Raw genomic sequence first — 25,122 nt, forward strand, 5'->3', positions numbered from 1 at the left:
CAGAACGCTGACATCGATGTCACTCGCTAGAGCACCCAATTCCGCCGAAGATTCCGTTCGAAAGTAAGCGGATTTAGGTTCATTCACATATATGCACGTCGCGCACAAACCGCGACAGCGCAACGCGGCCCCTTCAATCCACCCGCACCACGCTCTGCTTATACTGACTTCGGGGCACCGCCTTCGGCATTACCAAGGCACCGAACCCAACTGAAGACTCCGTTCGGAAATAAGCGGACGCAGCAGAGACGAGTTGGCGTCTTCTTTGGGGACTATCGACACCGGAAAGATGGCTGTTGTAGAGAGAAACCGAGAGACCAAGGTCGCGGTTTTCCAGTTGGAGAGACTCCGCGAAGGCCGCGAACCTCGACTCCAACGACAACTGTTCGAAGCGGCCATCCCCCATTACCTGCAAAACCTCCACGGCCAGCGGATCGCGAACGATGATCGCTGCACGAGCAGTTGCCACCACAACACGGATGGCATGTAACAACTCAGCCTGGATACCATCATCGCGAAACATCCCGCCGTTACCGCTGATCAGCCAATCGACCGATACGTTGAGTTCGCGGTGAACGCCGAGGAAAAAATCCGCACCAGGTCGCTTGACCCCCCTGGAGATCTCGCTGACGTAGCCCGGACTGAGCCCCAGACGCCGCGCCAACTCTCCCTGATTCATGTCCATCTCGGCGAGCATGAGACGAACACGCAGCGCCATCTCGCTGAAAACATTTTCCTCTTGCACTGGGGAGCTCATGGGCCTAGACTTCCAAAATTCTCAACTGCGAACATTAACAATCAATGGAGAATCTTCATCCAGAATAAAAAATCCTCTCGGGAAGAAAAGTCTCAATTCTTCGCATGAATACACTTCTGCGAACTAATTCTACGCCTTCGAACGAAGTGGCGGTTTGACAGCCCGCTTGCGAGCTATCGCTGCCGTCGATTGAAGTCTTCTACCAAATAAAAAGCCCGGGGCAGGCATCCCCCGGGCTATGAGCGGATATCCGCGATCTGGCGATTCAGTATCTGCCTCGCGTTCTCAAGCGTCAAGCCGAGACGCATGGGAGTCGCGTTGTCTCTTTTTTCGTAAGCGGTTCGATGTGTCCGGGCACATCCCGGTCCGTTTTAAGTAAAGGAAGATCTGCCATGCGACAGTTCTCTCACAGCTTTCTCTCCACCCGCGAACCGAAGCCCTCCGCGTTTTTCGGCATGAAGCGAGCCAAGGGGGCGTTTCTGACAATCCGCTCCAGGACCCTTAGGTACTGATCGAGAGCCTGTCGGTCTCGTCGATATGCTCAACGCGAAAGAGTTTGCAGCCTGGGCAACGGCCACGAACCTGTCGCCCGATACGGTCGAACTGATTCAGCGACTGAGAAATAGCGAGCCAGGACGACGCGTCACCAACACGGCCGGCAATTTCTGCGGCGGATTCCCCAGCCAGAAGCTCGGCAAGGTCATCCAGTGGGAAAGCATGACGGGCGAGCGCGCCTGCGTGCTGCTCTGGGAATACGACGCCGATACCTTCGAAGTCTGGGATCAATGCCTGCAGGTGAAATTGAACTACACCCTGCCCAACGGCAGGCGCAGTGGCGTTCGCACATGGATCGACTTCCTCAAACTCGATGCGACGGGCGCCGCTGCCGTCGACTTCAAGACGTCTGCAGAACTCGCGAAGCTGTGCGTCGAGCAGCCATATCGCTGGGTTCAGACGGGCCCTGACTCATGGGACCAGCCGCCCGCCTATGAAGCGTGCAAGAGGCTGGGACTGGATTACTACATCCTCACCGACCGTGACATTCCGTACACCCTCGCGCGAAACATCGATTTCCTCCGCCCGCGCCTGCTTCGGCGCTTCGACATTCCGCAAGAAAGCATGACGTTGCTGCGCAGTCGGCTCGAAGGGGAGCAGCGCATGCAACTGAGCGAAGCGATTGCGCTGATCGGCGACCCCGACGTGATCTACGAGGGGCATTTTCAGCGTCACTGGCATCTGGAACTCGCGAGCGAGCCGCTTGCGAACATCGATTGCGCCTGGGTCTATCTCAATGCAGAAACCTTTCCGATCTATCAAGCAGTCGAGCGCTGCCGCGACCCGCGGCGCCAGCGCCAGATAGATCCGAACACCATCTTGCCGGGCAGCACAGTGACATGGGGGCACAAGACCTACTTCATGCTCAACCGGACTGCCGCGTTTGTTTTTCTCCAGACTCCGGAAGCGCCCCTCGCAGAACTGCCCTGTAAAGAATTCAGGCGCTTGGTGCTCGCCCAGGAAATCGAAGTCAACGGCCCCGTCTCGATCGCGACAGAGGAAGGCCTTGCACGCCTGCAGCGCGCCTCGACCAAGTCCTTGCTCGACGCAACCAACAAGCTCATAGCCATCGAGAAATACGACAAGGGCGTGGCCATATCCGACCTCGGCGTATCGGAGCGTTCGATCCTGAGGTGGAAAGCCAAATACCGGGAGTCCGAGGCACGGTTCGGCAACGGATTCATCGAGTTGATCTCGGAGGATGACAAGAAAGGCAACCGTACACCGCGGACGGAGGAAAAGGAGCTCGAACTGCTCGCGAAAGCCTTCGAGTTTCTCAGGGAGTCAGTGCCGCGCGATCCCAGCGCTGGGTACGCCTACTACACCGCTCTCTGCACAACGGAGCACGTCGCTCCTCGATCGCAGGCCAGTTTCTATCGTCATTGGAAGCAGCAAGACATTCACGAAATCACGGAAGACCGCGAAGGCAAACGTGCAGCTTACTGTGAGCTGCCGCCGCGCGTGACAGGCGGCCGTCATATCGAGCAGGGCCCCGCTGAAGGCGACAGTCCGTTCTCAAGGGTACATATCGATCACCGCCAGAGCGACATGTTCTGCCGAAAGCTCAATGGCATCCAGCTACTCGGCAAGCCCTGGTTCTCGATTGCTATCGATGCCTATACGCGACTCGTGCTTGCGCTGTGGGTATCGATGCTCGCGCCTTCGCATGCGTCGGTGATGATGGTCGTGCGTGACATCGTTCGCCGCCACGGAAAGCTGCCGATGATGTTGATCACGGACGGCGGGGTTGAATTCCAAGCGGTTCTCATCAAGCAGATGCTGGCGTTCTACCACTGCGAACACGCGCTGCGCCCGGCCTCCGAGCCTCGATACGGCAATCCCGTCGAACGATTGAATCTGTCGATCGATCATCAACTCACGACCGTCTTGCTGGGAAGCAACGAAGTTCTCAAGACTCCGAGAATGAGTTCGAAGACGCACGATCCTCGCGAATTGGCCTACCTCACCGTACCCGCGCTGGCCCAAAAGGTGGAAGACCTCCTGTTCGGCAAGTATCCGGACATGCCTCACGGCACCCTCGGAAGCACGCCCAACCAAGTCCTGCGCTCCGCATCGATCACTCAGGGGACCTCCTGGGGGATTCCAAGAACGTTCGATGATGTGTTTGTCTGGAACACCATGGCCAAGGCCCACAAGCATGGCGGCCTCATGCGCCAGCGCGACGGCATCAGGCTCAATGGGCACAACTATTACTCTGCCGAGATTGCGGGCTGGACCCACAAGAAGATGGAGGACGTCCCCTTCTATGACCCCGAAGACCCCACCTACATCGCGGCCCGGATCAACCGCCAATGGGAGCGCTGCCCTCTGATCGACTCCCAGATGCGCCGTCTGCCGCCCGAGGGTTTTCGCAAGTACTACCTGAGCGAGCACATTTTCCTGAGTCGGCCGAGTACATCAAAAAAAGACAGAGATGCTTTCCGCAATGCCCTCGGGCAGAGCTACATCGACGCCGAGAGGGAGCGGGAGCAACAGCAACTCCAGGACGAAGAAGAAACCGCCGCCACGCCTGCCTCTTCTCCGGCGCAATCACCCGCTAAACCGCAGACAGCGCCAGAGGCCTCCGCCTCCGCTTCCTTGAAACCCTTTCCTATTTCCAGAAGGCGAAACTGAACTTCAGGAGGTGCTTGATGCCATCCAAGGATAAAGCTACGACAAGCTCAATTGCCCGACTTGCCGCTCGTGGTCGAGAAGTCGATCCTCTGGTCGCAAAATTCAGAGAAGAAATAATTCTTCACCCCCATTTCCAGGATGGAATGGATGAACTGGCAGAACGAATTCAATACGGGAACAAACAATCGATTACCGCTGTCATCGGACCTACCTCGATAGGAAAAACAGCGATGATCGATGAATTCAGCCATGAATTCAGTGAAGCGATGGCGGGCGTTCCAGAAGAGAATCGCACTCGACTGCTCACTCTGGAGTTGGCGGCTCCAGAGGCAGGCCCGTTCAAATGGAAGGACGATCTATACATTCCCGCTCTTGAGGCCTTGGAGGAGCCGTGTGCCGATTGGAAGATTGATGTCAATGAAGTAAGAGAACGATTTAATTCAGGCGATTGCCATCCCGCATTTTCTACTCAGAAGCTACATGTCCCGGAATATAGAAATCTCTTTTTCAAAGCTGTGGATCGAGCGAAGGTACTCGCGGTCCTCTTTGACGAGGCGGATCATCTACGCCGCCCTACATCGGACTCGGGAATTTTTCAAAACTATGATTCACTCAAAAGCCGAAGCAATACGTGCTCTGCACATTTCGCACTTTTTGGCACAGTACTCTTGACGGATATCTTCAAACAAAATGGGCAAATATCAAAGCGAATATATCCGATATGGCAAACACCCTACTCCATCAAGGAAATGCGACACTTCTGCAGCGGACTCTTGTCAATAGAGGAAAAATCTCCCGTTAAACTAAATTTCTCCATCGTGCAAAAGCAGAATGAATTATTCAGTGATTCATTGGGTTATCTGGGACTTGCGCACGAACAGTTCGATCGGGCAATAGTGCGTGCCATTGACAGGGGGCAAAAGCATCTGTCATGGACCGACATGACTCGGGAACGACTTCACACATCCCAGTTGGAGGGCATCCTGAACGATACGATCCAGTTCATGAAGGTAATGAAGGAACTGGATGAAAGCTTGAAAGAAAAGCGCCGAATATTTTTTGGTAGCGCCGAAGCTCAAAGCACTCCAGAGACACCTCCTTCCGCCGTCGTCAAGGCCCCGTTCAAAGCGAAGTTGAAGCGGGAGACACTTGGACCATGACGACCGCTCAGCTCTATCCGCTAGGTACGGCGCTCAAGCGTTTTGCGGGCCACACTCCCAGAAGAAGTGACGCCGCTGGCGTAGAGTCCCTCACCAGCTTTATTTGTCGGCTTGCACTGGATCATTATTGCGCACCGCACCGGCTATATGGCGCGCTCATAGCGAATGACTGGACCAAAAGAAAGGTCGACTTCAAAAAAATTCGCAGCGCCGAGTCTCAACTCATCAACAGTCTCGGCGAAGCCGCAAGGTCTTCCGTAGAAGCTTTGCAAAGGGAATCGGATATAACCGACGCGTCGGAGATGACTTTTCTTAGCATCGCTGGTCTTTGCGACCAGAAGGCGAAGCACTTCCTGCATAAAGGCCGCCATTGGTGCGCACAGTGCTATATGGAGTCAAGGAACGCTGGAGAGCCTACTTGGGATCCACTTTACTGGGCACCGACGACGACAACCATTTGTTTGATACACAGAACTTTGCTCCAGCAATTCTGCCCACATTGTAAATTAATACAGCGCCATCTTCCTAAATTTCCGTTCCTGGATTTTTGTGAATACTGCGGATGTGATCTTGCCAGCGGAAGCTCAACTTCCGGCGATGCCGATCAACTCGATCAGCGAATGTGGCTTGCTAACGGCGCACTGGATCTGATCAAAAATCGGCAAGACACCATCTTGAGCCGCGAAAATTTCTCTCTACGCCTCAATGAGGCGACACTTATATGCAGCAATGGTGTATTTGAGGAATTCGCGAGAATGACAGGCATCAACACATGCAGTCTTCGGAACTGGCAGCTGAAGCATGCCGCTCCAACGTGGTCCAATTTCATCGATATCGCTTACCGTCTTAATACTCCGCCAACTCAGCTCGCCGGCCCCTCCACCCTGATTTTTGATCCTGCAGTCTTTAATTACCGATCGAGCCTTCGCTTGGACAAGCAGCATCGCCATCTGCCGAAAGAAAGGATTGAAGAATTAAGACGGGCGACAGTGGAGCTTCTGAAAGCTCCAATTGACGTTTGGGTTTTCCGAAATGGAAAGCTGTCGTCCATACAGAAACAGTTTGACATCTCCTACTGGACATTTAAAAGGCATTTAGGCGACTTAGCTGGTCAAATCTCAGCAAAACGCCTAGAGGCGAGTGAATATCGCAAGAAATTGACAGTCGCGGGACGGCGAAAGCGGCTTCGCGCTGCCCGAGACAAGCTCGCGGGGATGGAATTGGAACCTTCCGTGCGGAACATGAAGAAGTCCGGGCTGGTTAAAGTCTCGGATGTGATCTCCGTGCGCAGAGGAAAGGGTTCCTCTGGGGCGGAGACATCCTAAGAACTAGGGAAGGAGAGAGTACGAAGTCTGAACTTCGTCTCGATAGTGCGAGAAAGCCCTTGGTTCAAGTGCGCTTCGGGAGCTTCAACCATAAAGTGTCATGAACACTCTATGAAGCATAAGCTGTCAGTCAATGACAACTTATGGGCTCCCCGGCATTCCGTGAAGAATCAGGGGCTTGGATTGGTGGCCTGGGGCGGAATCGAACCACCGACACGCGGATTTTCAATCCGCTGCTCTACCAACTGAGCTACCGGGCCGTTGCTGTGTGCAGCCTCAGATTATACAGCGCTTCTGCGCCCTCTTGAAAGATCGACGCCAAGTTGTTTGAGCTTTCTGTAAAGATGGGTGCGTTCGAGGCCGGTTTTCTCGGCGACGCGGGTCATGGAGCCGTTCTCCATCGCCAGGTGGAACTCGAAGTACGCCTTCTCGAAGCCGTCGCGCGCATCGCGCAGCGGGCGGTCGAGGTCGAAGCTCTGGGTCGACTGCGGGCCGGTGTCGGCCACGGGCACGGAAGCCAGCGAGGCCATCAGCAGGCTGTCGCCGGTGGTCGTGATGGCGGTGGCCTGGCTGCCGGTGATCGGCGCGGGCACCACGCCTGCTGCCGCGCGGCGCGCGCTTTCGCGGGCCAGCCCCTGCTCCACCGCCTTGAGCAGCTTCTGCATGGTGATGGGCTTTTCGAGAAAGGCGAATGCGCCGATGCGCGTGGCGTCGACTGCCGTGTCGATGGTGGCGTGCCCGCTCATCATGATGACGGGCATGCTCAGGAGGCCGGCGGTGGACCACTCCTTGAGCAGCGTGACGCCGTCGGTATCGGGCATCCAGATGTCGAGCAGCACGAGATCGGGTCGTGCGCGCTGGCGCGCAGCGCGCGCTTCGGCCGCGTTCTCCGCGAGTTCCACGTTGTGGCCCTCGTCATTGAGAATTTCGAAGAGCAGGTCCCGGATGCCCAGCTCGTCATCGACCACGAGAATGTTTGCCATGAGTGCTGCTTGTTGTGTGCGCTGGTGTCCGCAATGGTATGTTGAGTCCTCTGGCCCATCCATCGCCTGTGCGACGGACATTCGTGCGGCTCAGGCGGCGGAAGACTTCGACGAATCTTCGGTGTGAGCGGCCGCTGCCCGCGGCTCGCTTGCCAGCGCGAATGATAGCGAGACTTGTGCCCCTGCTACAGCCCCATCGACGACGCGGTTCGAAAGCTCGATGCGCGCGCCGTGCTCGTCGGCGATCTTCTTGACGACGGCGAGTCCCAAACCTGTACCTTTTGTTTTCGTGGTGACGTAGGGCTCGAACGCGCGCTTGAGGATGTTCTCGGCGAAGCCCGGGCCACTGTCCTGCACGGTCAGGCGCACGCGCTGCCCCGAGTCGCCCAGCCGCGTCCGGATGGTGACCTCGCCCGCCTTGCCAGTTCCGCTCGCAGCGGCTTCCGCAGCGTCCTGCGCGTTTTGCAACAGGTTGTGTATGACCTGGCGGATCTGCTGCGCGTCGCCCCTGATGGGCGGGCAGCGCTCGTCGAGCTCGGAGCGCAGCGTGATCGGCAGGTTCTCAGCGCTGTAGAGCTGCAGCACGTCGGTCAGCAGGGCGTTCAGGTCGACCGGCTTGAGGTCGGCTGCGGGCAGGCGCGCGTAGTCGCGGAATTCGTTCACCAGCCGCTTCATCGCGTCGACCTGGTCGACGATGGTCTTCACCGACTTCACGAGCACGGCCTGCTCGGGCGGCTGGACCTTGCCCGAGAGCTTCATCTCGAGCCGTTCGGCCGAGAGCTGGATCGGCGTGAGCGGGTTCTTGATCTCGTGCGCGAGCCGCCGCGCGACCTCGCCCCAGGCCTGCGCGCGCTGGGCCGAGACGATCTCGGAGATGTCGTCGAACACCAGCAGCCGCGCGGCGCCTGGCAGCTCCGCGCCGCGCGCGACGATGTTGATGGCGCCGTCCTGCTGCGGCAGATCGGCGCCGGAGGCATGCAGCTCGAAAGCGTGCTGCCAGTGGTCGAGGCCGTGCTGCATGCGCTCGACGAGAAAGTCCTCGAACTGCTGCTGCACCTTGGCGCCGAATTCGCCCAGCCCCGGGACCTCGATGAGCGGCCGGCCCTCGTAGGCCGCAAGCGGCGCGCGCAGCACGCGGGTCGCGCCCGGGTTGGTGGACAGCACGGTGCCCTTGGCATCGAGCACGATCACACCCGAGGTCAGGTTGTCGAGGATGGTCTGCAGGTTGGCGCGCGCCGCGTCGAGCTGGCCCATGGTCTTCTCGACCGCGCCGCGGGCGTCGGCCAGCTGCTGCGTCATGACGGCGAAGGAGCGCGTGAGGCCGCCCAGCTCGTCCTTGCCCTGCAGCACAGCCGTGGGCCGCAGGTCGCCGGCCGCCACCTGCCGCACGCCTTCGGCCAGCACGAGCAGCGGCCGCGCGAGCTGGTTGCCGAAGAGCACGGCCAGCAGCACCGCGCCGAACACGGCGAGGAACAGGCTCAGCGTGAGCGTGCCGATGTACATGCGCCGCAGCCCTTCGCGCGCCAGCGCCCGTTCCTGGTATTCACGGTTGGCCTCCTGCACGGCCAGCGCGTTGGCGACCACGGCCGGCGGCAGTGGCCGCGTGACCTGCAGGTAACGCGGCGCGGTATCGAAGTCGAAGCCGGGCCGCTGCACCATCGCGAGCGCACGCACGCTCGCTGCCGGCGGGGTCGCGCCCGGCGCGGTGGTTTCGTCCAACCCCTCGACGTGCGCGACGGCACGCTCGGGACGCACCTGCCGAAACTGCTGCTGTGTCGGCCGGTCGGGGTTGAGCTGGAACCGCGAGGTGCCGGCGCTGGCCACGAGCTGCCCGGAGCCGGTCCAGAGGATCACGTCGCTGGCCTCGAGCTGGTCGCGGATGCGCTCGAGCACCAGGCCGGCGCTCGCGTCGGGCACCTGCGCCAGTTGCGCGCTGGCGCTGCGCGTCTTGACCGCAAGGTCATCGGACAGCGAATCGAGCGTGGCCCGTCCGAGGTTCAGGCCGGCGTCGAGCGCGCCTTCCACCTTGACGTCGAACCAGCTCTCGATCGAACGCGCGACGAACTGGTACGACACCACATAGACCAGCGCCCCCGGCACCACCCCCACCAGCGCAAAGATGGCCGCCAGCTTGATGAGCAGCCGGCTGCCGAACTTGCCCTGCCGCAGCCGCCGCAGCAGCCGGAAGGCGACCCAGCCGATCACCAGCACCAGCAGCACCGCCACCACGACGTTGATGCCGAAAAGGCGCACGTAGTAGCGCTCGTACAGCGCGCGGTTGTTGGTGGCCTGCGCCAGCAGGAATATCAGCACCAGGCCGATGGCGGTGACCAGCGCCGCGCCAACGCCGATGGCCCAGCGCCGGGCCCGCGCGCGGCTCGCGGCCTGCGAGGCCACCGTGCCGCCGCGCGCCGGAGTGCTCACTTCTGCTTCTCCATCGGCAGCTTGGCCGTGCGCTCCACGGCGATGTTCCAGTCGGCCTGGCCGACCACGCCGATCTGGAACGGACGCGGCAGCTGCGAGGTGTCGAGCCTGAAGCGGAAGGTGACCTGGTGCTGCGGGTCGTCGCCGATCTCGGCCAGGTCGCCCATGCGCAGGCGGCCGACGCGCTTGATGGCGTCGAGCGCGTCGCCGAGGGTGTCGAAGTTCTGGTTCAGCGAGATGCCCAGGCCTGCTGCACCGGTCATGGGCGCCGCCGACACGTTGAGCCGCCAGCGGCGCGTGAGCGGCTGGTAGGCCAGCCGCATGTGGCGCGTGACCTGCGCGACCTTGCGGTCGGTCCAGTACCAGCGCTCCTGGAAGAGCTCGGCCTCGGCCACGAAATAGATGGCGATGCCCTTGTCGAGCACCTCCTCGACCAGCGAGGGCAGCTCGAACTGCACGGCAGCGCTGAAGTAGACGCCATCGTCGGCCTGCTCCAGCCGCATCTGGGTGATGGTGGCGCCGCTGCGCCCCTGGGCGAAGGCCGCAGCCGGCAGGAGGGCCATGCAGATCGCCCAGATCCAGAGCAGGACGGACAGCGACAGGAACAGCCAGCGCCGTCGCTCAACGAGGACGCTTTTCAAGCAGGGCGTAGAAAAAGCCGTCGTGGTCACCAGAGGCATTGTCCGGGACGCCACGGGCATTCGACCCGCTTTGGGGCAGCAAATGGCCCGGCGACGGCAGCAATCGTGCGTTGGTGTTGTGTACAAGAAACGCATCAATTTGTTGCGAGCCCTCTTCGCGAAACACGGAGCAAGTGCAGTAAAGAAGTCGCCCGCCGGGCCGCACCAGCGGCCACAGGGCGGCCAGGAGCGTGGCCTGCTGGGCGGCGAGCTGGGCCGTGTCGCTTTCGCGGCGCAGCCAGCGCACGTCGGGATGGCGCCTCACGATGCCGGACGCCGTGCACGGCGCGTCGAGCAGGATGGCGTCGAAAGGCGTGCCGTCCCACCACTGGTCGGTCCGGGCGGCGTCGGCAACGAGCACCTTGGCCTGAAGCCCGAGGCGGGCCAGGGTGTCGTCGATGCGGCGGCTGCGGGCGGCATCGACTTCCAGGGCGGTGACCTCGATAGCGCCGGGGCCTGCCATTTCGAGCAGATGCGCGGTCTTGCCTCCGGGGGCGGCGCAGGCGTCGAGCACGCGCAGCGGCCGCGCTTTCTCCGGCAGCAGGCCCTCGAGCAGCAGCGGTGCGGCCATCTGCGCGGCCGCGTCCTGCACCGAGCAGGCACCGTCGGCAAAGCCGGGCAGCTGCTGCACGGGCCGGGCGCGCGCCAGTTGCAGGCCGCTCGGCCCCACGCGCGTCGCGGCCAGGCCGGCGGTTTCGAGTTCGGTCAGGTAGGAGGCCGCTGTCGTCCTGAGGACGTTGACCCGCAACGTCATCGGCGCCTGCGCGTTGTCGGCGGCCAGCACCCGCTGCCAGTCGCGCGGATGGTCGCGCTTGAGGCGCTCGATCCACCAGCGCGGGTGGTTCCACTGCGCGACGGGTTCCGAGTCGGTGGCGGCCACGAGCTCGTCGCGTTCGCGCAGGAAGCGCCGCAGGCAGGCGTTGATGAAGCTGGCCTGCGCCCGCGTGGCGGGATTGCGCTTGGCGGCCTCGACGGCCTGGTCGACCAAGGTGAACGGTTCGTAGGGAGCGTGCTCCGCATTCCAGGCGAGCGCCAACGCGGTGCACAGCAGCGCATCGGGCAGGGGCGGCGGCGTGCGCTTGGCCAGGTGGCGGCGCAGCGCCTCGGCGCGGCCGAGCCAGCGCAGCACCTGGAAGCCGAGCGATTGCACGCCGGGCCGCAGCGCGGGCTCGACGGCCTCGAAGGCCACGGAGCCCGACGTGCCGGCGCGGATCGACGCCAGCGCCGCCGCCGTCAGCTGCAGCTGGCGCCAGAGCGGGGGTTGTTGCAGGGGCGGCGTGTCGCCAGGGCCTCTGCGAGAGGGGTCGGAGGGTAGTTCTGACAAGTTGGAGGCGATGGTAACGGGCCGGCCAAAAGCCGGACTTCGTACATGGAAAGAGAGCGACAGGAAATACCACTGCGGCCGTGGCGGCCCGGATCACAGGCCGGCGCCGCTCAAAGCAGCGGTGCCGCCGGACGCAGACGCACGGCCCATGCCACCAGCAAGGCCGGAAACTGGGCGATGGCGGCGTTGTATTGCGCCACCGCCTGGTTGAACTGGCTGCGCGCGATCTCCGCCGCGGCGGAGGGTTCGGGCCAGCCGATGGGCTCCGCCGTGCCGGGCACCATGCTTGTCGCGCCGGGCAGCAGCTGCGCGGGCCGCGACAACGTGCCGTCGGCGTCGAACACGGTCACCTGGTCGGGATGCTGCCGCTGCCAGGCGCCGATCCAGACCTGCAGCGCGGTCGCCAGCGCCGCCATGCCGCCGACGTCGAGCGGGCGCAGCCGGGTTGCGCCGAGCAGGGTCGCGAGCTGCGCCGTTGCGGCCTGCAGCGGCGCGATGGACGACAGCGATTCGCCGGTCGGCGCCGCCTCGGTCTGCGAGCCGGCCGCGATGCTGGCCTGCACGAAGTCGAGCTGCTTGCCCAGCGCCGCATCGAGCTGGCCATAGGCCTGCAGCACGGCCGCGCGCAAGCGCACCAGCCGGTTGTAGGCGCCGACAAACCAGAAGAGCAGGACCGCGACCGCGATCCAGCCGGCCAGCGATTCGGGCAATACGCTCATCGACGACAAGGCCTCATCAAGCAATCAATCACAGGGAACAAATGAAAACGCCCCCCGACCGGGGCCGGTCGGGGGGCGTGGTGTACCGGTCATGGCCGGTGATGCTAACCAGTTATTCGGTCGCAGCGCCTTCGCTGGCGTCCGCCGTGCTGGCGGCAGCATCGGCTTCACCGGAACCGGCCAGTTCGGCCGCTTCCGATTCGGCGATGGCGCGGCGCTCGGCCTCGTCCATGGCGTCCTTGACCTTGCGTGCCTGGTGGTACGCCATGCCGGTGCCCGCGGGGATCAGGCGGCCGACGATGACGTTTTCCTTCAGGCCGCGCAGCTCGTCGCGCTTGCCCATGATCGCGGCTTCGGTCAGCACGCGCGTCGTTTCCTGGAACGAAGCGGCCGAGATGAACGAGTCGGTCGACAGCGATGCCTTCGTGATACCCAGCAGCAGGTTGGTGAACGTCGCGGGGATCTTGCCTTCAGCGCGCAGGGCGTCGTTGGTGTTGAGCATCTCGCTGCGTTCGATCTGTTCGCCGGCGATGTAGCTGGTGTCGCCCGGGTTGTCGACCACGACGCGGCGCAGCATCTGGCGAACGATCACCTCGATGTGCTTGTCGTTGATCTTCACGCCCTGCAGGCGGTACACGTCCTGCACTTCGTCCACGATGTAGCGCGCCAGTTCTTCCGAACCCAGCAGGCGCAGGATGTCCTGCGGGTCAGCCGGGCCGTCGACCACCGATTCGCCCTTGTTCACCACCTGGCCTTCGTGCACCAGGATGTTCTTTTCCTTCGGCACGAGGTCTTCCCAGACCGTGCCTTCCGGATCGGTGATCTGCAGGCGGATCTTGCCCTTCGTTTCCTTGCCGAACGACACCGTGCCGGTCATTTCGGCCAGCATGCCCTTGTCCTTCGGCGAACGGGCTTCGAACAGCTCGGCAACGCGCGGCAGACCGCCGGTGATGTCGCGGGTCTTCTGGCCTTCGACCGGAATACGCGCCAGCACTTCGCCGGGGCCCACGTCCTGGCCGTCACGCACCTGCACCAGCGCGCCGATCGGGAAACCGATCGTCACCGAGTGGTCGGTGCCCGGGATCTTCACTTCGGCGCCGGAGGCGTCGATGAGCTTCACCTGCGGACGCACGACCTTGGCGGCGCCGCGGCGCTTCGGGTCGATCACGACCAGGGTCGACAGACCGGTCACTTCGTCCACCTGCTTGGCGACCGTGAGGCCTTCCTCGACGTTCTCGAACTGCGTCTTGCCGGCGAATTCCGTGATGATCGGGCGGGTCAGCGGGTCCCAGTTGGCCAGGACGTGGCCAGCTTTGATCTGCTGGTCGGCCTTGACCGTCAGGGTCGCGCCGTACGGCACCTTGTGGCGCTCGCGCTCGCGGCCGTGCTCGTCGTGGATGATGATTTCACCCGAACGCGAGATCACGACCAGCTCGCCCTTGCTGTTGGTCACGTAGCGCATCGTGGCGTTGAAGCCGATCGAGCCGTTCGACTTGGCTTCCACGCTCGAAGCGATGGCGGCGCGCGAAGCGGCACCACCGATGTGGAAGGTACGCATCGTCAGCTGCGTGCCGGGTTCGCCGATGGACTGGGCGGCGATCACACCGACGGCTTCGCCGATGTTGATCAGGCCGCCGCGGCCCAGGTCGCGGCCGTAGCAGGTCGAGCAGATGCCGAAGCGGGTCTCGCAGGTCAGCGCGGTGCGCACCTTGACCTCGTCGACGCCTTGCGCTTCCAGCGCCTCGATGGTGTCCTCGTCGAACATCTCGCCGGCCTTCAGCAGCACGGCGCGGTTTTCCGGGTGCAGCACGTCGTCGGCAGCGGTACGGCCGAGGATACGGTCGCGCAGCGATTCGATGACTTCACCGCCTTCGACGATGGCGCGCATCAGGTAGCCGCCGTGCGTGCCGCAGTCCTGCTCGGTCACGACCAGGTCCTGCGTCACGTCGACCAGACGACGGGTCAGGTAGCCCGAGTTCGCCGTCTTCAGCGCCGTGTCGGCCAGACCCTTACGGGCACCGTGGGTGGAGATGAAGTACTCCAGCACGTTCAGGCCTTCGCGGAAGTTCGCGGTAATGGGCGTCTCGATGATCGAGCCGTCAGGCTTGGCCATCAGGCCGCGCATGCCGGCCACCTGGCGGATCTGGGCCGCGGAACCGCGGGCGCCCGAGTCGGCCATCATGTAGATCGAGTTGAAGGACTCCTGCTCGACTTCCTTGCCGTTGCGGTCGATGACCTTCTGCTTCGACAGCTTGGCCATCATCACCTTCGACACTTCGTCGCCGGCCTTGCCCCAGATGTCCACCACCTTGTTGTAGCGCTCGCCGGAGGTCACGAGACCGGAGACGTACTGCTGCTCGATCTCCTTCACTTCCTTGGCCGATCGCTCGATGATGCCGTGCTTCTCCGAAGGCACCAGCATGTCGTCGATGGCGATCGAGATGCCGGCCTTGGTTGCCAGGCGGAAGCCGTTCTGCAGCAGCTTGTCTGCGAAGACGACGGTTTCCTTCAGGCCGCACTTGCGGAACGAGACGTTGATGAGCTTGGAGATTTCCTTCTTCTTCAGCGCCTTGTTGATGTTCGAGAACGGCAGGCCCTTCGGCAGGATCTCGGACAGCAGCGCGCGGCCCACGGTGGTGTCCACGAGCGAGGTCGACGGCACGAATTCGCCGGTTTCCTTGTTCTTGGTGTACTCCGTGATGCGCACTGCCACCTTGGCGGTGAGTTCGACTTCGTTGGCGTCGAGCGCGCGCTGGACTTCACCGATGTCGGAGAAGACCAAGCCTTCGCCCTTGCCGTTGATGCGGTCGCGGGTCGTGTAGTACAGACCCAGCACCACGTCCTGCGAGGGAACGATCGACGGTTCGCCCGAAGCCGGGAACAGCACGTTGTTGGAGGCCAGCATCAGCGTGCGGGCTTCCATCTGCGCTTCCACCGACAGCGGCACGTGGACGGCCATCTGGTCGCCGTCGAAGTCGGCGTTGAAAGCCGCGCAAACCAGCGGGTGCAGCTGGATCGCCTTGCCTTCGATCAGGATCGGCTCGAAGGCCTGGATGCCCAGGCGGTGCAGCGTCGGAGCGCGGTTCAGCATGACCGGGTGCTCCTTGATGACCTCTTCCAGGATGTCCCAGACCACCGGCGTACCCGATTCGACTTCCTTCTTGGCAGCCTTGATCGTGGTCGCGATGCCCATGGCTTCGAGGCGCGAGAAAATGAAGGGCTTGAACAGCTCGAGCGCCATCAGCTTCGGCAGGCCGCACTGGTGCAGCTTGAGCGTCGGGCCCACCACGATGACCGAACGGCCCGAGTAGTCGACGCGCTTGCCCAGCAGGTTCTGGCGGAAGCGGCCGCTCTTGCCCTTGATCATGTCGGCCAGCGACTTCAGCGCGCGCTTGTTGGCGCCCGTCATGGCCTTGCCACGGCGGCCGTTGTCCAGCAGCGAGTCGACGGCTTCCTGCAGCATCCGCTTCTCGTTCCGCGCGATGATTTCCGGAGCCTTCAGCTCCAGCAGGCGGCGCAGGCGCGAGTTGCGGTTGATGACGCGGCGGTACAGGTCGTTCAGGTCGGAGGTCGCGAAGCGGCCGCCGTCCAGCGGCACCAGCGGACGCAGGTCCGGCGGCAGCACGGGCAGCACGTCGAGCACCATCCACTCGGGCTTGATGCCCGACTTGCGGAAGGCTTCCAGCACCTTCAGGCGCTTGGAGTTCTTCTTGACCTTGACTTCGGAGCCGGTCAGGTCGCCGCGCAGGCGTTCGATCTCGCTGTCGAGCTCGATGCCTTCCAGCAGGTCCTTGATGCCTTCGGCGCCCATCTTGGCGACGAACTCGTCACCGTATTCCTTGCGCTTCGCGTCGTAGTCGTCCTCGGACATGATGCCGAACTTCTTCAGCGGGGTCATGCCGGGGTCGGTGATCACGTAGGCTTCGAAGTACAGCACGCGCTCGATGTCGCGCAGCGTCATGTCGAGCACGAGGCCCAGGCGCGACGGCAGCGACTTGAGGAACCAGATGTGGGCGCAGGGCGCGGCCAGGTCGATGTGACCCATGCGCTCGCGGCGCACCTTGGTCTGCGTGACTTCGACGCCGCACTTCTCGCAGATCACGCCGCGGTGCTTCAGGCGCTTGTACTTGCCGCACAGGCACTCGTAGTCCTTGATAGGGCCGAAGATCTTCGCGCAGAAGAGGCCGTCGCGCTCGGGCTTGAACGTGCGGTAGTTGATCGTCTCGGGCTTCTTCACCTCGCCGAAGGACCACGAACGGATCTTCTCGGGCGAAGCCATGCCGATCTTGATGGCATCGAAATGCTCATCGGGCGTGAATTGCTTGAACAGGTCGAGTAGCGATTTCATAAGACTCTTTCCCTTTTCAAATTAGGAACGCTCGAGCTCGATGTCGAGACCCAGCGAACGGATTTCCTTGACCAGCACGTTGAACGACTCCGGCATGCCGGCTTCGATCGAGTGCTCGCCCTTGACGATGCTCTCGTACACCTTGGTACGGCCTTGCACGTCGTCGGACTTCACGGTCAGCATTTCCTGCAGGACGTAGGAAGCGCCGTAGGCTTCGAGCGCCCACACTTCCATTTCCCCGAAACGCTGGCCGCCGAACTGCGCCTTGCCGCCCAGGGGCTGCTGCGTGACCAGCGAGTACGGGCCGGTCGAGCGGGCGTGCATCTTGTCGTCCACCAGGTGATGCAGCTTCAGGAAGTGCATGTAGCCGACGGTGACGGGACGCTCGAACTGGTCGCCGGTGCGGCCGTCGAACAGGTAGGCCTGCGTGCGGCTCTCGGTCAGGCCCTTGGCCTTGGCGATGTCGTCCGGATAGGCCAGCTTCAGCATGCCGCGGATTTCCTCTTCCGAGGCACCGTCGAACACCGGCGTCGCGAAGGTCGCGCCGTTCTGCAGGTTGCCGGCCATCTCGAGCAGTTCGGTGTCGCTCAGCGAGGCGATGTTCTCCTGGCGGCCCGAGCCGTTGTACAGCTGCTCCATGAACTTGCGCAGCTCGGCCACCTTGGCCTCCTGCTGCAGCAGGTCGCCGATGCGCTGGCCCACGCCCTTGCCGGCCCAGCCCAGGTGCACTTCGAGAACCTGGCCCACGTTCATCCGCGAGGGCACGCCCAGCGGGTTCAGGCAGATGTCGCACGGCGTGCCGTCGGCCATGTGGGGCATGTCCTCGACCGGAACGATCTTCGACACCACACCCTTGTTGCCGTGGCGGCCGGCCATCTTGTCGCCGGGCTGCAGGCGGCGCTTGACGGCCAGGTAGACCTTGACCATCTTGAGCACGCCAGCGGGCAGCTCGTCGCCCTGCGTGAGCTTCTTGCGCTTTTCTTCGAACGCGAGGTCGAAGCTGTGGCGCGTCTGCTCCAGCGAGTTCTTGATCGACTCGAGCTGCGTCGCCACTTCGTCTTCCGCCGGGCGGATGTCGAACCAGTGGAACTTCTCGACCGACGACAGGTAGGCCTTGTCGAGCTTGGTGCCCTTGGCCAGCTTGTTCGGGCCGCCGTTGGCGACCTTGCCGGTCAGCAGCTTCTCGATACGGTCGAACGCGTCGGCTTCGACGATGCGAAGCTGGTCGTTCAGGTCGAGGCGGAAGCGCTTGAGTTCGTCGTCGATGATCTGCTGGGCGCGCTTGTCGCGCTGGATGCCTTCGCGGGTGAACACCTGCACGTCGATCACGGTGCCCTGCGAGCCCTGGTCCACGCGCAGCGAGGTGTCCTTCACGTCGGAAGCCTTCTCGCCGAAGATGGCGCGAAGCAGCTTCTCTTCAGGCGTCAGCGTGGTCTCGCCCTTCGGCGTGACCTTGCCCACCAGCGTGTCGCCCGGCTGCACTTCGGCGCCGACATAGATGATGCCGGACTCGTCGAGGCGGTTGAGCTGCTGCTCGGCCAGGTTCGGGATGTCGCGCGTGATTTCTTCGGCGCCCAGCTTCGTGTCGCGGGCCATCACCACCAGTTCCTCGATGTGGATCGAGGTGTAGCGGTCTTCGGCGACGACGCGTTCCGAGATCAGGATCGAGTCTTCGAAGTTGTAGCCGTTCCAGGGCATGAACGCGATCAGCATGTTCTGGCCGAGAGCCAGTTCGCCGAGGTCGGTCGATGCGCCGTCGGCCACCACGTCGCCCTTGGCGATCTTGTCGCCGCGCTTGACGATGGGGCGCTGGTGGATGTTGGTGTTCTGGTTCGAACGCTGATACTTGATCAGGTTGTAGATGTCCACACCGACTTCACCGGCAGCCGCTTCGGCGTCGTTCACGCGCACCACGACACGGGTCGCGTCGACATAGTCGACGATACCGCCGCGGGTGGCCGTGACCACGGTGCCCGAGTCGACCGCGGAGACGCGCTCGATACCGGTACCGACCATCGGCTTCTCCGGACGCAGCACCGGCACGGCCTGGCGCTGCATGTTGGCGCCCATCAGCGCGCGGTTCGCGTCGTCGTGCTCGAGGAACGGCACGAGCGATGCGGCCACCGACACGATCTGCGCGGGCGAAACGTCCATGTACTGGATGCGCTCCGCGCCGACCAGGATCGATTCGCCGGCTTCGCGGGCCGAGACCAGGTCGCCGGTCAGCTTGCCGTCCTTGTCCAGGGCCGCGTTGGCCTGGGCGATGACGTACTTGCCTTCCTCGATGGCCGACAGGTAGTCGATCTCGTTGGTGACCTTGCCGTCAACCACGCGGCGGTACGGCGTCTCGATGAAGCCGTATTCGTTCAGGCGGGCGTACAGGGCCAGCGAGTTGATCAGGCCGATGTTCGGGCCTTCAGGCGTTTCGATCGGGCACACGCGGCCGTAGTGGGTCACGTGCACGTCGCGCACTTCGAAGCCGGCACGTTCGCGCGTCAGACCACCCGGGCCAAGGGCCGACACGCGGCGCTTGTGGGTGATCTCGGACAGCGGGTTCGTCTGGTCCATGAACTGCGACAGCTGCGAGGCGCCGAAGAATTCCTTCAGGGCGGCCGAGATCGGCTTGCTGTTGATCAGGTCGTGCGGCATCAGCGGCTCTTGCTCCGCCTGGCCCAGACGCTCCTTCACGGCCTTCTCGATGCGGGCCAGACCGGTGCGGTACTGGTTCTCGGCCAGTTCGCCCACGCAGCGCACGCGACGGTTGCCCAGGTGGTCGATGTCGTCGACTTCGCCGTTGCCGTTGCGCAGGTCCACGAGGATCTTGACCACGGCCAGGATGTCCTCGTTGGTCAGCACCATCGGGCCGGTCGACTCGTCGCGGCCGACCTTGGCGTTGAACTTCATGCGGCCGACGCGCGACAGGTCGTACGTGTCCGGGTTGTAGAACAGGCGCTGGAACAGGGCCTGCACGGCGTCTTCCGTCGGCGGCTCGCCGGGGCGCATCATGCGGTAGATGGCCACGCGGGCGGCGAACTCGTCCACGGTTTCGTCGATGCGCAGGGTCTGCGAGATGTACGCGCCCTGGTCGAGTTCGTTCGTGTAGATGACCTGCACGTCCTGCACGCCGGCCGTGCGCAGCTTCTTCAGCAGCGACTCGGTCAGCTCGTCGTTGGCCTTGGCCAGGATCTCGCCGGAATCGGCATCTACGATGTTGCGGGCGATCACGCGGCCGATCAGGAAGTCTTCCGGCACGCTGATGTGCGTGGTGCCGCCCTGCTCGAGCTCACGCGTATGGCGCGCGGTGACGCGCTTGTCCTTGGCGACCACGACCTTGCCCGACTTGTCGGTGATGTCGAAGCGCGCGACTTCGCCGCGCAGGCGTTCGGAGACGAACTCCATCTGCGCGCCGCTGTCCATCAGGCGGAAGTTGTCGTTCACGAAGAAGTTCGCGAGGATCGATTCCGGGTTCAGGCCGATGGCCTTCAGCAGGATCGTCACCGGCATCTTGCGGCGACGGTCCACGCGGAAGTACAGCATGTCCTTCGGGTCGAACTCGAAGTCGAGCCACGAACCGCGGTAGGGAATCACGCGGGCGGAGAACAGCAGCTTGCCCGAGCTGTGCGTCTTGCCCTTGTCGTGCTCGAAGAACACGCCCGGCGAACGGTGCAGCTGCGACACGATCACGCGCTCGGTACCGTTGATGATGAACGAACCCTTGTCCGTCATGAGCGGCACTTCGCCCATGTAGACCTCTTGTTCCTTCACTTCCTTGACCACCTTCGACTGCGAGGTCGACGACTCGCGGTCATAGATGATGAGCTGCACCTTGGCGCGCACGGCCGACGCGAAGGTCAGGCCGCGGGTCTGGCATTCGCGCACGTCGAACGCCGGCTTCGCCAGGTTGTACTCGAGGAACTTCATCTCGACGAAACCGTTGTGCGAGACGATCGGGAAGGCAGCGTCGAAAGCGGCCTGCAGGCCTTCGACGGTACGTTGTTTCGGGGGGATGCCGGCTTGCAGGAACGCGGTGTATGCGTCTTTCTGCATCTGCAGCAGGTAGGGGATTTCGACGACGCTGTCGCGATTGCCGAAACTTTTTCGGATGCGCTTGCGTTCGGTGTAACTGTACGCGGACGATTGGGCCATGAGAGCTCCGGTGCTTGAGATCTTCAGCGACTTGTCAGCAGTGCCTGGGCACCACTGCTTGGCGGCTGGCCACTACCAGCCGTTGGCGGACAGCGATGCGTTGCACATCGCCCGAACCAAGGGGTCTTCTGCAGTCGGGGTCAGAAGACACTCAAAAATCCCGCCTCGTTTTGGCTTTTCCGGAGCCCTTTGGGCCTCCGGGAAAGCCGATAACGAGCCGGCTTTTGAGTGCGCTCTGAAAGCGGCAAAGGCTGGAGGGCCTTTTCAGGCACCTCCAGCCCTCCAGGGGGTCTGAATTACTTCAGTTCCACCTTGGCGCCGGCTTCTTCCAGCTTCTTCTTGGCGGCTTCAGCGTCAGCCTTCGACAGGCCTTCCTTGACAGCCTTGGGAGCGGCTTCCACCAGGTCCTTGGCTTCCTTCAGGCCCAGGCCGGTGATTTCGCGCACTGCCTTGATCGCCGAAACCTTGTTCGCGCCAGCGTCCATCAGCATGACGTTGAACTCGGTCTTCTCTTCGACTGCAGCAGCAGCGCCACCGCCACCACCTTGAGCCGGAGCGGCCATTGCAGCGGCGCTCACGCCGAACTTCTCTTCGATGGCTTTGACCAGGTCGTTGAGTTCCAGGACCGTCATGCTGTCGAGCGCGGTCAGAAATGCGTCTTTATCGAATGCCATTTTTGTTTCCTAACAATTGGGTTGAATGTTTCAAACGCAAGCAGCTCAGGCTGCCTGTGCTTCTGCCGGGGCATCGGCGGGTGCAGCTTCGCCACCACCACGCTTCTCGGCCAGCGCCGCGAGAACGCGGGCGGTACGAGAGATCGGGGATTGCATCAAGCCCAGCAGTTGAGCCAGCAGCACTTCCTTCGAAGGGATGTTGGCCAGTTGCTTCACGCCTTCGACGTCCAGGGCCTTGCCACCGAATGCGCCACCGCGAATGACCAGCTTGTCGTTGGTCTTCGCGAAATCGGCCACCACCTTGGCGGCGGCCACAGCGTCTTCGGAGAAGCCGTAGATCAGCGGACCGGTCATCTGGTCGCCGACGACCTCGAATGCGCTGCCGGCGACAGCACGGCGGGCCAGCGTGTTCTTCAGAACACTCAGGCTCACACCCTTGCTGCGCGCTTCGTTGCGCAGTTTGGTCATATCGGCAACCGTGATGCCACGGTATTCCGCCATCACGAGCGTTTGAGCTTTTGCGGCGAGGCTGGTCACATCGTTGATGACCGCTTCTTTCTCACTGCGATTCAGACTCAAGGTCTACTCCTTTAAATGCGATCTTCGGCCGGGGCCTGGATCGCGCTTCATGCAGCGACCAACTGTCAGGAACAAAAAATCAACTTTCTCGATTCCTTGCAGTGGGGTCGCCATCTGCGCTGGATACCGGACGGGAAGGTCCGGCGTTTAAGTGCAGCACCCTGCACACCAGCGGTCTTGGATGGCCCGCGGCAACCGAAGCCGCCACGACCCACCACATCCGCCCCACCCTTGCGAGGTGGAGCAAATCTCTTTAGCTTGCCGAGATGGTTTGCGTGTCCACGCGGACACCCAGACCCATGGTCGACGACACAGCCACCTTGCGCAGGTACACGCCCTTGCTGGTCGCGGGCTTGGCCTTGACCAGAGCTTCGATCAGCGCGGCGAGGTTGCCCTGCAGCTTGTCGTTGTCGAACGAACGGCGACCGATCGTGCCGTGCACGATACCGGCCTTGTCGACGCGGAACTGGACCTGGCCGGCCTTGGCGTTCTTCACGGCCGTGGCGACGTCCGGGGTCACGGTGCCGACCTTCGGGTTCGGCATCAGGCCGCGCGGGCCCAGCACCTGACCGAGCGTACCGACGACGCGCATGGCGTCCGGTGCGGCGATCACGACGTCGAAGGGCATGTCGCCAGCCTTGACCATGGCAGCCAGGTCGTCCATGCCGACGATGTCGGCGCCGGCGGCCTTGGCTTCTTCAGCCTTGGCACCTTGGGCGAACACGGCGACGCGCTTGGTCTTGCCGGTGCCGTTGGGCAGCACGACGGCGCCACGCACGACCTGGTCCGACTTCTTGGCGTCGATGCCGAGCTGCACGGCCACGTCGATCGATTCGTCGAACTTGGCGGTGGCGGCTTCCTTGACGATGGTGATCGCGTCAGCCAGCGGGTACAGCTTGGTGCTGTCGACCTTGCCTTCGAGCGACTTCTGCTTCTTGGTGATCTTGGCCATTTACACGCCCTCCACATTCACGCCCATCGAACGGGCCGTACCGGCGATGGTGCGAACCGCGGCGTCCATGTCGGCGGCGGTCAGGTCCTTCATCTTGGTCTTTGCGATCTCTTCGAGCTGCGCGCGCGTGATCTTGCCGACCTTGTCGGTGTGAGGACGTGCGGAACCCTTCTCGAGCTTGATCGCCTTCTTGATCAGCACGCCGGCCGGCGGCGACTTGATGATGAAGGTGAAGCTCTTGTCGGCGAAAGCGGTGATGACCACCGGCAGCGCCAGACCCGGCTCGTAGCTCTGCGTCTGGGCGTTGAACGCCTTGCAGAATTCCATGATGTTCAGACCGCGCTGACCGAGTGCGGGACCGATCGGCGGGGACGGGTTGGCCTTACCAGCTGGCACTTGCAGCTTGATGAAGCCGACGATTTTCTTCGCCATGCTTTTTGCTCCTTGCGGGTGATATCGCTTCGGCTTGCGGCCGAGGCTCCCCGGGGTTAAACGACTCTTCGATCAAGGCCGCGCGCCGAGTCGGACAACGCGCAGCCGGGAATGGTTTGGACCTCGCGGTCCGGAGCTCAGGTCTTCTCGACCTGGCCGAATTCGAGTTCCACAGGCGTCGCGCGGCCGAAGATCATGACCGACACGCTGACCTTGCTCTTCTCGTAGTTGACTTCCTCGACGGTGCCGTTGAAGTCGGTGAACGGGCCTTCCTTGACGCGCACGAATTCGCCGACGGTGAATTCGATCTTGTGGCGCGGCTTCTCCGTGCCCTGCTGCATCTGGCTGACGATGTCTTCGACCTCTTTCTGCGAGATCGGGGCCGGCCGGTTCTTGGCGCCGCCCACGAAACCCGTCACCTTGTTGGTGTGCTTCACCAGGTGCCAGCTCTCGTCGTCCATGATCATTTCGACCAGAACGTAGCCCGGGAAGAAGCGACGCTCGGTGGTGCGCTTCTGGCCATTCTTGATCTCGACCACTTCTTCGGTCGGGACCAGGATGCGGCCGAACTTGTCCTGCATGCCGGCGCGGTTGATGCGCTCGGTGATGTTGCGCTCGACGGCCTTTTCCATACCCGAATAGGCATGCACCACGTACCAACGCAGATCAGGGTTGGCGGCAGGAGCCAGCACGGAGGTGCCTTCTTCCTCCGGCGCGCCCGGCGTGGTTTCAACTGCGTCGTCAGTCATTTACTTTCTCCAGCCCAGAATGAGGTCGAAAAATACCCACTCGAGCGTCTTGTCGGTCAGCCAGAGAAAGACGGACATGATCGCCACGAAGGCAAACACGTAGGCCGTCATCTGCATCGCCTCCTTGCGGGTCGGCCAGACGACCTTCCTGACTTCGCGCCACGAATCGCGGCCGAACGCCCAAAGCTGGCGACCATTCTCCGAACTACCGAAAACAACCACAGCCGCCGCCAGACCGACCAGCAGCGCAGCCCATTGCACCAGCGAGCCCTGGCGCGCCAGCAGATAGAACGCCACGATGGCGCCCACTGCCAGCACCACCGCCGCAGCCAGTTTGGCCTTGTCGGCGCCGGTGCTCACCGTTTCGATTTGAGAAGTGGCCATGTTCGGCTGATTTCCTGTGACCCTGAGGCCTTCAATTCAATGCGTCTCTTGAGACGCCGAAGCCCGTCGGGACGCGACGGGCTTTTCGGAGTGCCACCTTAAGTGGCAGGGGCAGTAGGAATCGAACCTACAACCTTCGGTTTTGGAGACCGACGCTCTGCCAATTGAGCTATACCCCTCCGGTACTCTTTGCGCCCGCCGTATTACAGGTCGAGGATCTTCGCCACGACGCCCGAACCCACGGTGCGGCCGCCTTCGCGGATGGCGAAGCGCAGGCCTTCTTCCATGGCGATCGGA

At 62.6% G+C, this 25,122-nt stretch carries 18 protein-coding genes and 2 tRNA genes; 3 read left to right on the plus strand and 17 right to left on the minus strand.

All coding sequences use genetic code 11. The annotated features are described in order from the left end of the window. Positions 1 to 133: 133 nt before the first annotated feature. Positions 134 to 757, minus strand: coding sequence for a helix-turn-helix domain-containing protein (locus EJP67_RS10790; RefSeq protein ID WP_126021680.1), 624 nt, complete (start codon positions 755 to 757; stop codon positions 134 to 136). A gap of 537 nt (positions 758 to 1,294) precedes the next feature. On the opposite strand from EJP67_RS10790, the gene EJP67_RS10795 reads away from it, so the two are divergent. The 3 genes from EJP67_RS10795 to EJP67_RS10805 are packed head-to-tail and all read left to right on the plus strand — an operon-like array spanning position 1,295 to position 6,431. Continuing rightward, positions 1,295 to 3,946 (plus strand): DDE-type integrase/transposase/recombinase, encoded by a 2,652-nt coding sequence (locus EJP67_RS10795; RefSeq protein ID WP_126021681.1) that lies wholly within the window; start codon positions 1,295 to 1,297, stop codon positions 3,944 to 3,946. Between the two features lie 17 nt (positions 3,947 to 3,963). Beyond that, entirely contained in the window at positions 3,964 to 5,106 is a 1,143-nt protein-coding gene (locus EJP67_RS10800) for an AAA family ATPase (RefSeq protein WP_126021682.1), read from the plus strand. Next, a complete protein-coding gene (locus EJP67_RS10805; RefSeq protein WP_126021683.1) occupies positions 5,103 to 6,431 on the plus strand; it encodes a TniQ family protein in 1,329 nt (442 codons plus the stop codon). The genes EJP67_RS10800 and EJP67_RS10805 overlap by 4 nt, the downstream gene beginning before the upstream one ends. A gap of 184 nt (positions 6,432 to 6,615) precedes the next feature. On the opposite strand, the gene EJP67_RS10810 is transcribed toward EJP67_RS10805, so the two are convergent. From EJP67_RS10810 to EJP67_RS10885, 16 genes are all read right to left on the minus strand, one after another. After that, positions 6,616 to 6,691: transfer RNA gene (locus tag EJP67_RS10810), tRNA-Phe, on the minus strand. Between the two features lie 21 nt (positions 6,692 to 6,712). Next, complete coding sequence (locus EJP67_RS10815) at positions 6,713 to 7,414, minus strand: response regulator (RefSeq protein WP_126021684.1); 702 nt, start codon at positions 7,412 to 7,414, stop codon at positions 6,713 to 6,715. A 90-nt stretch (positions 7,415 to 7,504) separates the two neighbouring features. Continuing rightward, positions 7,505 to 9,838: a sensor histidine kinase gene (locus EJP67_RS10820; protein ID WP_126021685.1), complete on the minus strand. Its 2,334-nt coding sequence runs from the start codon at positions 9,836 to 9,838 to the stop codon at positions 7,505 to 7,507. Next, positions 9,835 to 10,479: a DUF4390 domain-containing protein gene (locus tag EJP67_RS10825; protein WP_126021686.1), complete on the minus strand. Its 645-nt coding sequence runs from the start codon at positions 10,477 to 10,479 to the stop codon at positions 9,835 to 9,837. Before EJP67_RS10825 ends, EJP67_RS10820 begins: the two co-directional genes overlap by 4 nt. Further along, entirely contained in the window at positions 10,460 to 11,842 is a 1,383-nt protein-coding gene (gene rsmB, locus EJP67_RS10830) for a 16S rRNA (cytosine(967)-C(5))-methyltransferase RsmB (protein WP_206169482.1), read from the minus strand. The genes EJP67_RS10825 and rsmB overlap by 20 nt, the downstream gene beginning before the upstream one ends. 110 nt (positions 11,843 to 11,952) lie before the next feature. Next, positions 11,953 to 12,561 carry a LemA family protein gene (locus EJP67_RS10835; RefSeq protein WP_126021687.1) on the minus strand — a complete coding sequence of 203 codons (609 nt, stop codon included), beginning with the start codon at positions 12,559 to 12,561 and terminating at the stop codon, positions 11,953 to 11,955. A 112-nt stretch (positions 12,562 to 12,673) separates the two neighbouring features. Beyond that, positions 12,674 to 16,909, minus strand: a complete 4,236-nt coding sequence (gene rpoC, locus EJP67_RS10840; RefSeq protein WP_126021688.1) for a DNA-directed RNA polymerase subunit beta' — start codon at positions 16,907 to 16,909, stop codon at positions 12,674 to 12,676. 21 nt (positions 16,910 to 16,930) lie between these two features. Continuing rightward, complete coding sequence (gene rpoB, locus EJP67_RS10845; RefSeq protein WP_126021689.1) at positions 16,931 to 21,055, minus strand: DNA-directed RNA polymerase subunit beta; 4,125 nt, start codon at positions 21,053 to 21,055, stop codon at positions 16,931 to 16,933. 296 nt (positions 21,056 to 21,351) lie between these two features. Continuing rightward, positions 21,352 to 21,729 carry a 50S ribosomal protein L7/L12 gene (rplL, locus tag EJP67_RS10850; protein ID WP_126021690.1) on the minus strand — a complete coding sequence of 126 codons (378 nt, stop codon included), beginning with the start codon at positions 21,727 to 21,729 and terminating at the stop codon, positions 21,352 to 21,354. 45 nt (positions 21,730 to 21,774) lie between these two features. Beyond that, complete coding sequence (gene rplJ, locus EJP67_RS10855; protein WP_126021691.1) at positions 21,775 to 22,308, minus strand: 50S ribosomal protein L10; 534 nt, start codon at positions 22,306 to 22,308, stop codon at positions 21,775 to 21,777. A gap of 253 nt (positions 22,309 to 22,561) precedes the next feature. After that, entirely contained in the window at positions 22,562 to 23,260 is a 699-nt protein-coding gene (gene rplA / locus EJP67_RS10860; protein ID WP_126021692.1) for a 50S ribosomal protein L1, read from the minus strand. Next, a complete protein-coding gene (gene rplK / locus EJP67_RS10865; protein ID WP_093206996.1) occupies positions 23,261 to 23,692 on the minus strand; it encodes a 50S ribosomal protein L11 in 432 nt (143 codons plus the stop codon). 137 nt (positions 23,693 to 23,829) lie between these two features. Then, the gene (gene nusG, locus EJP67_RS10870) at positions 23,830 to 24,441 is read right to left on the minus strand and encodes a transcription termination/antitermination protein NusG (protein WP_126021693.1); all 612 of its coding nucleotides are present in this window, start codon (positions 24,439 to 24,441) and stop codon (positions 23,830 to 23,832) included. After that, on the minus strand, positions 24,442 to 24,825 hold the full coding sequence (gene secE / locus EJP67_RS10875; RefSeq protein ID WP_126021694.1) for a preprotein translocase subunit SecE: 384 nt from the start codon (positions 24,823 to 24,825) through the stop codon (positions 24,442 to 24,444). A gap of 103 nt (positions 24,826 to 24,928) precedes the next feature. Next, positions 24,929 to 25,004: transfer RNA gene (locus EJP67_RS10880), tRNA-Trp, on the minus strand. 24 nt (positions 25,005 to 25,028) lie between these two features. Next, positions 25,029 to 25,122 (minus strand): EF-Tu C-terminal domain-related protein (locus tag EJP67_RS10885; protein WP_133373060.1); only part of this gene is annotated, 94 nt, incomplete at its 5' end.

This window comes from Variovorax guangxiensis, from assembly GCF_003952165.1.
In the GTDB taxonomy this organism is placed as follows: domain Bacteria; phylum Pseudomonadota; class Gammaproteobacteria; order Burkholderiales; family Burkholderiaceae_C; genus Variovorax; species Variovorax guangxiensis.